This window comes from Archangium sp. Cb G35 (assembly GCF_001896145.1).
Taxonomy (GTDB): Bacteria; Myxococcota; Myxococcia; order Myxococcales; family Myxococcaceae; genus Archangium; species Archangium violaceum.
On sequence record NZ_MPOI01000004.1, the window covers coordinates 1 to 12428 of the forward strand.

Below are 12428 nucleotides of genomic sequence, written 5' to 3' on the forward strand. Positions count from 1 at the left end.
GTCCAGGCTCCAGCGGGCCGCGGCGAACAGCCGGTAGTAGGCCGAATGGTGCTTGGGGCCACCGGCACCTACCGCTACCAGCACCCCGGTGAGGGTGTGCCTGCCGGCGAACAGCCACCCCTTCACCACCGTCGCCAACGAGTTGAGCGTCGGCGTCGTCATACTGGCGCCCATTTGCAGGACGAGTTGCAGGAACATGTCGGGCAGCATCATGGCGGGCCTCCTGTTGGGCTGAGGCGGTGTCTGCCCCTGGCTCCAGCAGCCCACCTCTCCCATCATCTCCTCCAGCATGACCTCTAATGTCCTGCCGATGCCCGCTCCACCTCCGCTTCCCTGCGCCATCTTCAGGCAAGCTGGAAGGCGTCACTGGGCGCGAGGGCTACTCAGCCCACCAGCGCATCCGCCGCTCGCCCCTCCAGTCCGCCACAAACTGCGAAACTCGAACTGAGAGAGCTTCGCGAAAAGCCCGTCGGCACGGTCAGGCTCACCTCTGACGAGCACGCCATCCGGACGGTGCTCTGGCCGGCGCTACGCAAGGTGCTGCCGGATTATCCAGACATCAACCTGGAGATCACCATGGACTATGCTCTGACCGACATCGTCGCGGAGAGGTACGACGCCGGCGTCCGCTCGGGAGGGCTCATCGCCAAGGACATGATCGCGGTGCCCATCGGACCGGAGATGCGCGGCGTGACGGTCGCCTCGCCGCGGTATCTCGGCGGGCGCAAGCGCCCAGAAACTCCCCAGGATCTGACGGCACATCGCTGTATCAAGCTTCACCTGCCGACCTATGGAGGACTTCCTCCGTGGGGATATAAGAAGGGCGCCCAGGAACTGCGCGTCCGCGTGGAAGGCCAGCTCGTCTTCAACAGCATCAATCCGATCCTGGAAGCTGCGCTGGACGGCTTCGGATTGGCTCAGCTGCCGGATGCCCTGGTCCAACCCCTGCTGGATCGCGGGGACCTCGTGGAGGTCTTGGCCGACTACTCGCAGCGCTTCCCCGGCTACCATCTCTATTACCCCAGCCGCAGGCAGCCGACGGCCGCTTTCAGAGTCATTGTCGAGGCGCTGCGCTATCGCGGCACCTAGTCGCCGCGCATCCATGATTCAGCCGCCCTCGATGCGTATGCGTATAGGCGGGATAGAGGCCATGTTGAGGGTGAGGGCTGGAGCGCAGGTGCCGAGGAGGACCGCTGACAGGGGCCGCCCGAGCAGTGAGCCAAGCAGGTGGACAGGCCGCGCAGCCCCTTGAGGTATACGACTGCCCAGGCCGCGCTTCCATGGGGTGCGCGGTAGGTGACTGGGCCTTTTGGCTCTGGGGAGGCGTAAACTTTCTTCAACTGGCTTATACGAGTTCGTCCAACTTCCCCGTCACCTCCTCTGCGTTCCAATCCATCAACCGTGGGATTCCCGATACCTTCGTCACCCAGGTGAGTCCATCCGGTGGAGCGTTCTGGTACTCGAGCTATCTGGGTGGAAGCGCTGCGGACTCCGCGGGAGGGATCGCGCTGGACTCTTCGCTGAACGTCTATGTGTCAGGCCGCACGCTCTCCAGCGACTTTCCGACGACTGTTTATGGCTACAGTGGCGGCTATGACGCATTCATTACCAAGTTCACAGGGCCTTGAGTCGTTGAAGCACGGATGAGGACCGGGTTCATGGGGGCCAAGCAGCTCAGCTTGCGCCTCCACTCCTCCGGCCCGCTGGGATGCGGAGCGCGAGTCCACCGGGCACAACGAGCTCAGCCTGGGATGCGGCTGGAGCGCAGGCTGTTGTTATGGTGAGACCATGAACCCCGCCTCCGCCTCCCCACTGCCCCTGCTGCTCATCCTGCTGCTGATCTCCCCCGGCGTGGGCTTCGCGCAGGAGGCCCCCCCTGCCTCGCCCGATGACCCCACCGTGCAGCCCGAGCACTCCACCGACGCCCCTCTACCGGGCAGCGGTGAGCGCTCGCCCCCGCGGTTGATGGAGGAACCCCAGCGCCCCTATCAGGGCGTCCGCATCCTGGCGGAGTTCGGGGGCGGCGTGTTGCTCGGGGCCACGGGGCTCGTGCTGGGTTACTTCCCCACCCTGTTTTCGAACGCCGAAGCCCTCCCCATGCTCGTGCTCACTGGCACCGGGATCGCGCTGGGGACCTACTGGGGCGGTCAACTCCTGAAAGGCCAGGCGAGTCTGCGCGGTACGGTCGTGGGAATGCTCCTGGGCGGCGCTGCGGGCATGCTCCTCAGCGTCGCCGCAGGGGCTCCCCCCACCAGCGTCTTGAGCATCTACTTCGCGCCTCCCCTCATGCTGCTCGGCGCCATCATCGGGTACGAGTCCACCGAGAAGGGAGACCCCCCCACGCGCGTCCAGCCCGTGGTGAGCCTCACCCCGCGCGGCGCGAGCCTCGGCCTGGCCGGTACCTTCTGAGCCCCGTGCCGGCTCCCCTTCCATCAACCTTCCACGGGCCTCCCATTCTCCCATGCGCTCCCCCAAGCAGGTGAGGAGGGGGCGGGCGTGGCACCTGAGGCAGCGGTCAGGAAGGAGCCGAAGAAGGAGCGGATGCCGCGAGTGGACTGGGCGAAGCTGCTGCGCAGGACGTTCGCGTTGGATGTCTTCACCTGTGCCTGGTGTGGAGGCAGGCGCCGGGTGTTGGCGTACCTGACGGCCCCCAACGCAGTGCGCGCCATTCTGGAGCACCTGTCACTGCCCACGCGGCCTGCTCAGCTGGCTGCAGCGCAGGGGCCACCCCAGCACGCGTGGTGTTGAGCCTCGAGCAGTCACGGTGCCAAAGACGCCCACGCCCCTGCTGCCTCCCCCTGGGGAGGCCACTGGGCCGGCGTGTGCCCCATGGGGCTGCACCGCCTCTCCACCGGCCCGGCGCACAGCCCTCGTGGCACTCGTCAGCAGCCCTCCTCGACCCCTCGGCTCCAGCCCTGCTTCATCAGAGGTTGCCCGGCGCTCTGAGCCGAGCCTGCTCCCAACGAGGAAGCTCGGCTCGTCTTGGGGGTGAACTCATTGCCACCCTGTGCTGCTCGGCCGTGGTCTCATGTATGCGGGAGTTGCTCGAGCGCGACTACGGCCTTGATCGCGCCCGCCATGTCGAGCACGAGCAGGCGGGCGGACGCGGCGGGGCAGTGCCGCTCCGGATGCAGCACGAGTTGCAGCGAGGGCTGCTCGGTGTCCTGCGGCTCGATTGCGAACAGCCGTTTGCCATCGCGCACCTCGAGCAGCGAGAGCTTCGCATCGAAGAAGCGAGTGGCGATCCTCGTGCAGGCGGTCGTGTCGCCGAAGTGATCGAGTTGGCAGATGTTCGGATCCAGCGTCACCCTCGCCGAGCCCTCGTCGGCGGAGATCGTAATGCGGTGGACTGCCTGCCCATTCGAGAGCGGAAGCGGCGTCACCTGGTACGGAGTCTCGAGCTCCAGATGGAGATGTTTCATGGTGGCCTCCATTCGTATAGAGGGGCGGAGGCGAGATCGTGACGCGTTGGCGGTGGTGCTGGGGGCGTTGTGTCAGTCTGACATGCCCCTGCATACGCTTCCCCCGGACTTCCAGCGCGGAAGATTGCCCGCGTCCCCCACTGGGGTAGCCTGCACGGACGATGGAAGGGTACCTCGACGCGTTCATCGCCTTCATCCGCGCCGAGCGCGGCCTGTCCGGCAAGACGGTGGATGCCTATGCCGCGGATCTGGCGGTGTACTTCGCGGACTTGAAGCGCAAGGGCATCACCGACGTGGTGCGCGTGCAGCAGGACGACATCACCGGCCACCTGACGACGCTCAACATGCGCCGGCTCTCCCGCCGCAGCCAGGCACGGCACCTCGCGGCCATCCGCGGCTTCCACCGCTTCCTCGTGGCCGAGAAGTACGTGGAGAAGGATCCCACCGAGGACATCGACACCCCGCGCTCCGCTCGCAAGCTGCCCATCTTCCTCACGCTGGAGGAGGTGGAGCAGTTGCTCGCCGCTCCGGACGAGGGCACGCCTGCGGGCATGCGGGACAAGGCCATGCTCGAGGTGCTGTACGCCACCGGTCTGCGCGTGAGCGAGCTGGTGGGCCTGGGCATCAACGACATCCAGCTGGGCGCCGGCTACCTGGTGGCCAAGGGCAAGGGCGCCAAAGAGCGCATCGTCCCGGTGGGCACCATCGCGGCGGAGAAGGTGCGCACGTACCTCGCGGGGCCCCGGCAGTTGCTGCTGGGCGAGCGCGAGTCCAAGGCGCTCTTCGTCACGCCGCGCGGGGATGGTTTCACCCGTCAGGGCTTCTGGAAGCTGCTCAAGCGTTACGCGCTCAAGGCGGGCATCCGCAAGCCGCTGTCGCCGCACAAGCTGCGGCACTCGTTCGCCACGCATCTGGTGGAGCGCGGCGCGGACTTGCGTGCGGTGCAGGCCATGCTGGGCCACGCGGACCTGGCCACCACGCAGATCTACACGCACGTGAACAGCGCGCGGCTGCGGGCCGTCTACGACAACGCCCACCCGCGCGGAGACGACGTGCGCGGGCGGGGAGGGGCCCTGGGCGGCCGCGTGGCGAGGAAGAGGGCAGGGGGCACGTAGACCCCCACCCGTCACCTCACGTCATCACGGCGTGGGCGCCGCCACGGTCTGGCCGCCCGCGGGAGCCGGCTGGCCCTCGACCGGAGCGGCAGCAGCCGCGGCCTCGGCCGCCGCCTTCTCGGCCGCCAGCTTCGCGGCGGCCTCCGCCTCGGCGCGCTTCTGCGTCTCGGCCTCGGCGATCTTGCCCATGGCCGCCAGGCCCTTGTCGAAGTCCGCCCCGAGCATGGCATCCATGTTCACGAACAGGCTGAAGGCCTTGCCCATGAAGTCGTTGGTGCCGTCCATCTTCCACGTCACCGTCACGCCCTCGGCCGCCGGGCTGAAGGTGAAGGTGGTCGGGCTGGTGGACGCGAACGGCCGGATGAACTCCAGCTTGATGCGGACGAGCTCGTTGCTCTTGCTCTCCTCGATCTCCATCCGGCCCTCGCCCACCTGGTCATTGCCAGACCAGCCGTACTTCGCGCCCACGCCCGTGGCCGCGCCCTCGAAGGTCGTCTTCTGGTTCGGGTCCAGCTTGTCCCAGGGCGACCACCCACCCCAGTTGTGGAAGTCGTTCACCAGCGCGAACGTGATGTCCGGCGCCGCCTTGAACGTCGCGCTGCGCTGCACGGTGTAGGTGGCCGGCTGCATGGCGATGACGCCGCACAGCGCCACGATGATGCCGACGACACCGAGGAGGATTTTCTTGAGCATTGGGGAGAGCTTTCCTGACGGGTGAGAAGGCGGGCGGGTCATAGGGGAATGTGCTGAGCACTCGCAAGAGTCCGGGAGTGTGGACTCCTCGCGGATCGTCTCGACCCTGCCGTGCGGAGAACCCTACCGGAGAAGTCAGAGTCCGGTGTACGATGGCTCAAGACGAGGAAGCGGTGCGCTGCCTCGCGGGTTCTGACCACAAAGGTAGGGGGTGCGGAGATGGGGAAGGGGAAGAAGCCGGCCACGTATGAGGACATCGAGGCGCTGCCGGTCGGGTGGGTCGGGGAGTTGTTGGAGGACGAACTGGTGGCTTCTCCGCGCCCGGCCATGCCTCATGCGCGGGTGGCCTGGGCCCTGGGCGTGCTGTTGGGCCCTGTTTCCGATCTGGGACAGCGTGGACTGGGCGGTGGGTGGTGGATCCTCCATGAGCCGGAGCTCCATCTCGGGAGGGATGTCCTGGTGCCGGACCTCGCGGGGTGGCGTCGCGATCGAATGCCCGTCCCGCCCTTCATGGACGAGCCGTTCTCCACCGTGGCTCCAGATTGGGTGTGCGAGGTGCTCTCGCCCTCGACCGAGCGGGTCGACAGGAAACGTAAACTCCCGCTCTACCACCGCGAGGGTGTGAGCCATGTCTGGCTCATTGACCCGTCGGTTCGCAGTCTGGAGATCTACCGTCGGCAGGAGAGGGACTGGTTACACGTTGGCCAGCACAGCGGGGACGGAGAGGTCATGGCAGAGCCGTTTGACATGCTCCGGTTGATGCTGGGCTCGCTGTGGTGGCCACGGGCCAGCACAACACGGGCCCAGATACCCTCACCCTAGCCCTCTCCCGAGGGGAGAGGGGACATCGCACGGCTTCGTCTGGGGGGTCTCAGCGCACGATGATGGGGATGCCGAATGGCTCCGTCTTCGCGCGCTTCCTCGGGGCCCCGGTGTCCGGCATCAGCTTCGCGACGCCCGCTTCCATCAGCCGCTTCAGCGCCCGGTACGCCGCCAGCTCACCCATGGCCGTGTTCCGCAACGCCTCGCGCACCGTCCGGCTGCTCCTCAGCTTCGTGTACAGGTACAGGTCGTCCGCCGTCAGCGACGGCGGGGCAGGGCGCGGCAACGGCTCGAAGTACAGCCGCCCGTCCAGCGCCAGCACCTCCTCCGCCAGCGCCACCGTCAACCGCACCTCCGCCTCCCGGTACAGCGTGTGCGCCTCCGGCACCGGCGCCCGCTCCAACACCTGCGCCGCCACCGCCACCGCCTCCTCGTACCGGCCCCCGTCCACCAGGCCTCGCGCCAGCGTCAGCAGATCCGCCAGCTCCGTCGCCTCGCCCACCTTCGGGCCCCTCGGCTTGCGCGGCGTCAGCGCCCCGCGCCGGTACAGGCGCAGCACCCAGCGCGCCCCATGCAGTGGGCCCTCCGGCGACGCCGCCAGCAACTCGCTCAGCGTCGCCCCGTTCTCGGCCAGCTGCAGCAGCTGCTCCTCCGCCGCCGACACCGTCTCCACCGCGAACTCCCGGTACACCCCGAACGTCGTCGCCGGCCCCGGGAAGAGATTCCAGAACACCTTCCACTCGAGCAGCCGCGTCAGCGCGTCCCGGTGCAGCTCCTTCAGGCCCAGCTGAAGCTCCACCGCCCGCCCCAGCGGCGGCAGCCCCGGACGGAACTCCACCTCGCCGGACTCCCACCCGTAGCAGTCGAAGAGCGCCTCGCGCGCCTTGTGCTCCATCGCCTCCAGCAGCCGCGCCCTCGCCACCAGGCCCCGTTCCACCACGAAGGTGCCAAAGGGCACGCCCGCCGTCTCCGCCGCCTCGAAGGCCACCGCCGCCCGCTCCGCGTCCAGGATCCGCAGCCGCGCCAGCATCTGCCCCAGGTGCTCCGTCGCCTCGCTGGAGCTCTCGCCCACCAGGTAGCCGCGCTGGAAGAAGAAGTGCCGGCGCACCGCGCCGCGCTCCACGCGCAGCATCCCGTCCACGGCTGGTGCCTCGAAGAACGCGGGCATCAACAGCTGCAGCCGGTAGCTGGCCAGATTCCCCTTGAACCGATCCATGTCGACGACTTCCTTCTCGCTGGGGGAACGGCAGGGTAACGAAGCCCGTCACCCTCGGCAACCCTTTGATTTCACAGTCCTTTGACCCGGCTGCCGAGAAGTTCCCAGTAGTCGGTCTGCTCGGGGAGCGGGCGGCCGGGTTCAATTGCCGTGGCGCGCTCGCAGGAAAGTTGCAGGGTCGCCCTGGGTGTGCGAACCAGGGCTGTCACCCCTTTCGTGTATAGGCGTGGGAGTCATGCGGATCCTCTCGGGAGTCCAGTCGTCGGGCCGGTTGCACATCGGCAACTACTACGGCGCCATCCGTCAGTTCGTGCAGCTCCAGGACGAGGGCCAGGCCTACTTCTTCATCGCCAACCTGCACGCGCTCACCACCGTGCGTGAGCCCAAGCTCGCCGACGAGCTGACGCGCGACGCCGCCATGGCCTACGTGTCGCTCGGCCTGGATCCGAAGAAGGCCGTCCTCTTCCGGCAGAGCGACGTGCGCGAGGTGCTCGAGCTCTACTGGATCCTCGGCACCGTGGTGCCGCACGCCCACCTCGAGCGCGCCCACAGCTACAAGGACAAGATCGCCAAGGGTATCAGCCCGGACTTCGGCCTCTTCGCCTACCCGGTGCTGATGGCCGCGGACATCCTGCTCTACAGCCCGGACTACGTGCCGGTGGGCAAGGATCAGATCCAGCACATCGAGTTCGCTCGTGACTGGGCGGTGAAGTTCAACCTCACCTACGTGCCCGGCTACGACCCGCAGGACCCCGAGGGCAAGGAGAAGGGTCACGCCCCCGGCATCCTCAAGCTGCCCGCGGCCCGCGTCCAGGAGAGCACCGCCACGGTGCCGGGCGTGGACGGACAGAAGATGTCCAAGTCCTACGGCAACACCATCGAGCTCTTCGGAGAAGAGAAGGAGATCAAGAAGCGCATCATGGGCATCAAGACGGACTCCACGCCCGTCGAGGCACCCAAGCCCACCGAGAACGCTCCCTTGTACGATCTGCTCAAGCTCATGCTGCCCGAGCAGCGCTTCCCGGAGGTGGATGCCTCCTGGCGCGCCGGTGGCAAGGGCTACGGCGAGTACAAGAAGCTGCTCCTCGAGGCCTACCACGACACCTTCGGTCCGGCACGCAAGCGCTATGACGAGCTCAAGCGCGATCCCGCCGAGCTCGAGCGCATCCTCCAGGATGGCGCCGAGCGCGCCCGGGCCGAGGCCTCCCAGCTCATGCAGCGGATCCGCCGCGCCGTGGGCGTTCCCTGAGCGCGTGAAGGACGTCTGGTGAGCGCAGGCCGTCGCAGCGCCCCTCCCACCGAGGAGACCCTCGAGGCAGACGTGCCCCGCAGTCCGGGCGACGCGTTCCGCGTCGCCTTGCCCAATTTCGAGGGACCGCTCGACCTGCTGCTCCACCTCATCAAGGAGCACCGGCTCGACATCTTCGACATCCCCCTGGCGCTCATCACCGAGAAGTACCTCGAGCACCTGGAGCGGATGCGGGAGATCAACCTCGACATCGCCGGCGAGTTCCTGGTGATGGCCGCCACGCTGGCGCACCTCAAGAGCCGCATGCTCCTGCCGCGCCAGGACACCGCCGAGCAGACGGCGGACGCGGTCGCCGAGCTGCAGCAGGAGGACGCCGGAGATCCGCGCGCCGAGCTGGTGCGCCGCCTGCTCGAGTACCAGAAGTACAAGGACGCCGCCGAGCAGCTCGCCAGGCAGGACATCCTGGATCGCGACGTCTTCCCGCGCCGGGTGCCCGTGGAGGCCGTGCCCATCCCCGAGGAGGAGGTGGGCCTGCAGGAGTTCTCCGTCCTCAAGTTGATCGAAGCGCTCGACCGGGTGCTGGAGCGTCTGACGCCCAAGCTGCAGCACGAGGTGGTGCGCGAGAAGGTGAGCATCTCCGAGGCCATCATGCGCATCGCCGAGCGCCTGAAGGCCCAGGGAGCGTGTACCTTCGAGAGTCTGTTCGATGAGCATCGTACGCGTCAGGAGCTGGTGATCACCTTCCTGGCCATCCTGGAGATGGTGAAGCGGCGGTTGCTCAAGGTGAGCCAGGAAGCCCCCCTGGCGGACATCCTGCTCACGCCCAACGGGGATGCCCTGGAGCGGCTGGTCCCCACGGAGGTGGATGAGAGTGAGTACCGGTAACAACGGTCCCGAGGACACCGGAGGCAAGCCCCCGCGCTCCTCCGGCGGCCCCAGCCCCTTCACCGAGGAGGAGATCGCCGCCGTCACCGGCCCCGGTGACGAGGACGAGCTGGAGGACTCCGAGGTCGCGACGATCGAGGCCGACGAGGTCCCCGACCTCCAGTCGTCCTTCGAGAAGCTCGTCGTCAAGAGCCGCAACCTCTCTCCGGAGCGCATCCGCACCGTCGTGGAGAGCGTGCTCTTCGTGGCCGAGAAGCCGTTGGATCTGGATCAGCTCTTCGAGGCCACGGGCATCGATCGCGAGAAGATCCAGGAGGCGCTCAACCTCATCTCCGGCGTCCACCGGGACGGCATCAGCGGGATCGTCCTGTACGAGGTGTCCGGCGGCTGGCAGTTCCGCACGGATCCGCACTCGGGCGAGTACGTGCGGCGCTACCTGCGCGTGAAGCCCCAGCGCCTCACCCGCGCCGCCGTGGAGACGCTGGCCATCATCGCCTACCGCCAGCCCGTCACCCGCCCGGAGATCGAGGACATCCGCGGCGTGGACTGCGGCGCCGTCATCAAGGCGCTGCTGGATCGCAAGCTGATCAAGATCCTCGGCAAGAAGGAGGAGGTGGGCCGGCCCATGCTGTACGGGACGACCCGCGAGTTCCTCGAGTTCTTCGCCCTGAAGGACCTGTCCGCCCTGCCCACGCTGCGCGAGTTCCACGAGCTGACGCAGGAGCACCAGGAGATCGTGGAGAAGGAGCGGCCCTCGGCTCCGGCCGCCGCCGGCACCGTGGAGCTGCTGGCGGATCCGGACTTCCAGAAGCGCATGGACAAGAGCGTGGCGGCGTCGGAGGCCGCGCTCGAGGAGCTGGAGCAGGCCATGGACGCCGCGGACAAGACGCAGAAGGCCGCCTCCAGCGTCCTGAACCCGACCCCCCCACCACCCCCCGAGGCCCCCCCCGAGGGTGAAAAGGGGCCAGAGCCCGCTTGACGGGGGGGCCAAGAAGTGGAAGGTGGCGGAAATGGCGTCTGAACGTTTGCAGAAGTACCTGGCCCGCGCGGGCGTGGCCTCTCGGCGGCACGCGGAAGAGCTCATCACCGACGGCCGCGTCACGGTGAACAACCAGAAGGTGACCGAGCTGGGCTCCAAGGTGTCCCCGGGAGACCTGGTGACGGTGGACGGCAAGCTCGTCTCGCCGCCGGAGGAGTCCACCTACTACCTGCTGTACAAGCCGGTGGGCGTCGTGACGACGCTCTCGGATCCGCAGGGGCGGCCCACGGTGGCCAACTACATCGAGGAGACCGGCAAGCGGCTCTTCCCGGTGGGCCGGCTGGACTACGACGCCGAGGGGGCGCTGCTCGTCACGGACGACGGGGCGCTGGCGCACAAGCTGACGCACCCGAGCTTCCAGGTGCCGCGCACGTACCTGGCGAAGGTGAAGGGCTCGCCGGACGCGGCCACGCTGGAGAAGCTGCGCGGCGGCGTGCGGCTGGAGGACGGCATGGCCACGCCGCTGTCCGTGGACGTCTTCGAGCAGGCCGAGCGCAACACCTGGCTGAAGATTGTGGTGGCCGAGGGCCGCCCGCACCTCATCAAGCGGCTGTGCGCCGCGGTGGGGGCCCCGGTGGTGCGGCTGTACCGGCCCTCCTACGCGGGCATCACCGTCGAGGGCCTGCGCCCGGGCGAGATGAAGCCGCTGTCGGAGAACCAGGTGCGCATGCTGCAGGAGGTGGCCGACGGGAAGGCCACGCCTCCGGAGCGAGAGCTGAGGCTGCCGCCGCGGCGCCACGGGCGTTCGGCCCCGGGCTTCGAGGCGGCGGACCTGGACGATGATGATTTCGGTGACGAGGCGCCTCCCGCGCCCGCCAAGTCGCGTGCGGCGGCGAAGAAGCCCGCGCCGCGAGGGGCTGCCGCCCGGACGGAGCGTCCCGAGCGCAAGGGTGTGAAGGCGGAGCGTCCGGCGCGAGCGGCGGCGGGTGCTCCCGAGCGCAAGACGTTCGCCCCGCGTGGCGAGGGCGGTTCCCGTCCGGCGTTCCGTGGCGCGGCGGGCCGTGCCGAGCGCCGCGGGACGTGGACTCCCGGCGAGGACGAGGTCGAGGAGACTCCGAGCAGCCGTCCCGAGCGTGAGGAGCGTGGCGAGCGCGGTGGCCGTCCGGAGCGCAAGTCGTTCGGAGCGGGCGCCGGTGGCCGTCCGGAGCGCCGTGAGTGGTCGCCTCGGGGTGGTGAGGAGCGCGGCGAGCGTCCTGCTCGCAAGCCGTTTGGCGCGGGCGCCGGTGCCCGTCCTGCCCGGAAGTCCTTCGGCGAGGGTGCCGGTGGCCGTCCGGAGCGCCGTGAGTGGTCGCCTCGCGGCGGTGAGGAGCGCGGCGAGCGTCCTGCGCGCAAGCCGTTTGGCGCGGGCGCCGGTGCCCGTCCCGCCCGGAAGTCCTTCGGCGAGGGYGCCGGTGGCCGTCCGGAGCGCCGCGAGTGGTCGCCTCGGGGTGGTGAGGAGCGCGGTGAGCGTCCTGCGCGCAAGCCGTTTGGCGCGGGCGCCGGTGCCCGTCCCGCCCGGAAGTCCTTCGGAGAGGACGCCGGTGGCCGTCCGGAGCGCCGTGAGTGGTCGCCTCGGGGTGAGGAGCGCGGTGAGCGTCCTGCGCGCAAGCCGTTTGGCGCGGGCGCGGGTGGACGTTCGGAGCGCAGCAGCCCCTTCTCGTCGAATCCGAGCGCCGAGCGCCGGGTTCCCTCGCGTGGCCCCCGTCCAGAGCGTCGCGAGTGGGCGCCTCGGGACGAGGAGCGTGGTGAGCGCCCCGCGCGCAAGCCGTTCGGAGCGGGCGCGGGTGGCCCGGCCCGCCGCGGTGCGGCACGTCCGGGAGGCGAGGAGACGGGCGAGGGCTCGAAGCCCTTCGTGAACTGGCGCGAGAAGAAGCAGGGGCCCACGTCCGATTGGAACTCCCGGGCTCCTCGGGGCGCCGGTGGTCCTCGCGGCGCCGGGGGTCCTCGCGGCGCTGGGGCGCCCAGGGGCCGAGGGGGCCCTCGCAAGGGCCGCTGAGTCGTGGGCGGT

The 12428-nt window shown here is 68.8% G+C and carries 13 protein-coding genes and 1 pseudogene; 10 read left to right on the plus strand and 4 right to left on the minus strand.

The annotated features are described in order from the left end of the window. Positions 1–213, minus strand: a pseudogene (locus BO221_RS13390) (hypothetical protein); the annotation flags it as partial. A gap of 231 nt (positions 214–444) precedes the next feature. On the opposite strand from BO221_RS13390, the gene BO221_RS13395 reads away from it, so the two are divergent. From BO221_RS13395 to BO221_RS13410, 4 genes are all read left to right on the plus strand, one after another. After that, entirely contained in the window at positions 445–1089 is a 645-nt protein-coding gene (locus BO221_RS13395; protein WP_255408464.1) for a LysR substrate-binding domain-containing protein, read from the plus strand. A 191-nt stretch (positions 1090–1280) separates the two neighbouring features. Further along, positions 1281–1628, plus strand: coding sequence for an SBBP repeat-containing protein (locus BO221_RS57600; RefSeq protein WP_073560855.1), 348 nt, complete (start codon positions 1281–1283; stop codon positions 1626–1628). A gap of 160 nt (positions 1629–1788) precedes the next feature. Further along, positions 1789–2409, plus strand: a complete 621-nt coding sequence (locus tag BO221_RS13405) for a hypothetical protein (protein ID WP_073560856.1) — start codon at positions 1789–1791, stop codon at positions 2407–2409. Positions 2410–2496: 87 nt separating this feature from the next. After that, a complete protein-coding gene (locus BO221_RS13410; RefSeq protein WP_233165972.1) occupies positions 2497–2748 on the plus strand; it encodes an ATP-dependent helicase HrpA in 252 nt (83 codons plus the stop codon). Between the two features lie 278 nt (positions 2749–3026). Here BO221_RS13410 and BO221_RS13415 read toward each other — a convergent pair whose 3' ends face one another. Beyond that, positions 3027–3422 carry a hypothetical protein gene (locus BO221_RS13415; protein WP_073560857.1) on the minus strand — a complete coding sequence of 132 codons (396 nt, stop codon included), beginning with the start codon at positions 3420–3422 and terminating at the stop codon, positions 3027–3029. Positions 3423–3583: 161 nt separating this feature from the next. Between BO221_RS13415 and xerD the strand changes: the two genes are divergently transcribed. After that, complete coding sequence (gene xerD / locus BO221_RS13420) at positions 3584–4537, plus strand: site-specific tyrosine recombinase XerD (RefSeq protein ID WP_073560858.1); 954 nt, start codon at positions 3584–3586, stop codon at positions 4535–4537. Between the two features lie 24 nt (positions 4538–4561). Here the strand turns inward: xerD and BO221_RS13425 are convergent, their stop codons facing one another. Then, a complete protein-coding gene (locus BO221_RS13425) occupies positions 4562–5230 on the minus strand; it encodes an SRPBCC family protein (protein ID WP_073560859.1) in 669 nt (222 codons plus the stop codon). Between the two features lie 219 nt (positions 5231–5449). Between BO221_RS13425 and BO221_RS13430 the strand changes: the two genes are divergently transcribed. Further along, entirely contained in the window at positions 5450–6052 is a 603-nt protein-coding gene (locus BO221_RS13430) for a Uma2 family endonuclease (protein ID WP_073560860.1), read from the plus strand. A 49-nt stretch (positions 6053–6101) separates the two neighbouring features. Here the strand turns inward: BO221_RS13430 and BO221_RS13435 are convergent, their stop codons facing one another. After that, the gene (locus BO221_RS13435) at positions 6102–7268 is read right to left on the minus strand and encodes a DUF4388 domain-containing protein (RefSeq protein WP_073560861.1); all 1167 of its coding nucleotides are present in this window, start codon (positions 7266–7268) and stop codon (positions 6102–6104) included. 235 nt (positions 7269–7503) lie between these two features. On the opposite strand from BO221_RS13435, the gene trpS reads away from it, so the two are divergent. From trpS to BO221_RS13455, 4 genes are read left to right on the plus strand one after another with little or no spacing between them, the layout of a single operon-like run. Then, positions 7504–8517 carry a tryptophan--tRNA ligase gene (gene trpS / locus BO221_RS13440; protein WP_073560862.1) on the plus strand — a complete coding sequence of 338 codons (1014 nt, stop codon included), beginning with the start codon at positions 7504–7506 and terminating at the stop codon, positions 8515–8517. An 18-nt stretch (positions 8518–8535) separates the two neighbouring features. Further along, positions 8536–9402 carry a ScpA family protein gene (locus BO221_RS13445; protein WP_073560863.1) on the plus strand — a complete coding sequence of 289 codons (867 nt, stop codon included), beginning with the start codon at positions 8536–8538 and terminating at the stop codon, positions 9400–9402. Then, positions 9389–10381: an SMC-Scp complex subunit ScpB gene (scpB, locus tag BO221_RS13450; RefSeq protein ID WP_073560864.1), complete on the plus strand. Its 993-nt coding sequence runs from the start codon at positions 9389–9391 to the stop codon at positions 10379–10381. Before BO221_RS13445 ends, scpB begins: the two co-directional genes overlap by 14 nt. A 31-nt stretch (positions 10382–10412) precedes the next feature. Then, a complete protein-coding gene (locus tag BO221_RS13455) occupies positions 10413–12416 on the plus strand; it encodes a pseudouridine synthase (protein WP_073560865.1) in 2004 nt (667 codons plus the stop codon). Positions 12417–12428: the final 12 nt, after the last annotated feature.

Bases quoted from the DNA above. Each gene is read 5' to 3' on its own strand.
- BO221_RS57600 (WP_073560855.1), top strand. From the start codon at position 1,281: ATGGGGTGCGCGGTAGGTGACTGGGCCTTTTGGCTCTGGGGAGGCGTA.
- BO221_RS13405 (WP_073560856.1), top strand. From the start codon at position 1,789: ATGAACCCCGCCTCCGCCTCCCCACTGCCCCTGCTGCTCATCCTGCTG.
- BO221_RS13415 (WP_073560857.1), bottom strand. From the start codon at position 3,422: ATGAAACATCTCCATCTGGAGCTCGAGACTCCGTACCAGGTGACGCCG.
- xerD (WP_073560858.1), top strand. From the start codon at position 3,584: ATGGAAGGGTACCTCGACGCGTTCATCGCCTTCATCCGCGCCGAGCGC.
- BO221_RS13425 (WP_073560859.1), bottom strand. From the start codon at position 5,230: ATGCTCAAGAAAATCCTCCTCGGTGTCGTCGGCATCATCGTGGCGCTG.
- BO221_RS13430 (WP_073560860.1), top strand. From the start codon at position 5,450: ATGGGGAAGGGGAAGAAGCCGGCCACGTATGAGGACATCGAGGCGCTG.
- BO221_RS13435 (WP_073560861.1), bottom strand. From the start codon at position 7,268: ATGGATCGGTTCAAGGGGAATCTGGCCAGCTACCGGCTGCAGCTGTTG.
- trpS (WP_073560862.1), top strand. From the start codon at position 7,504: ATGCGGATCCTCTCGGGAGTCCAGTCGTCGGGCCGGTTGCACATCGGC.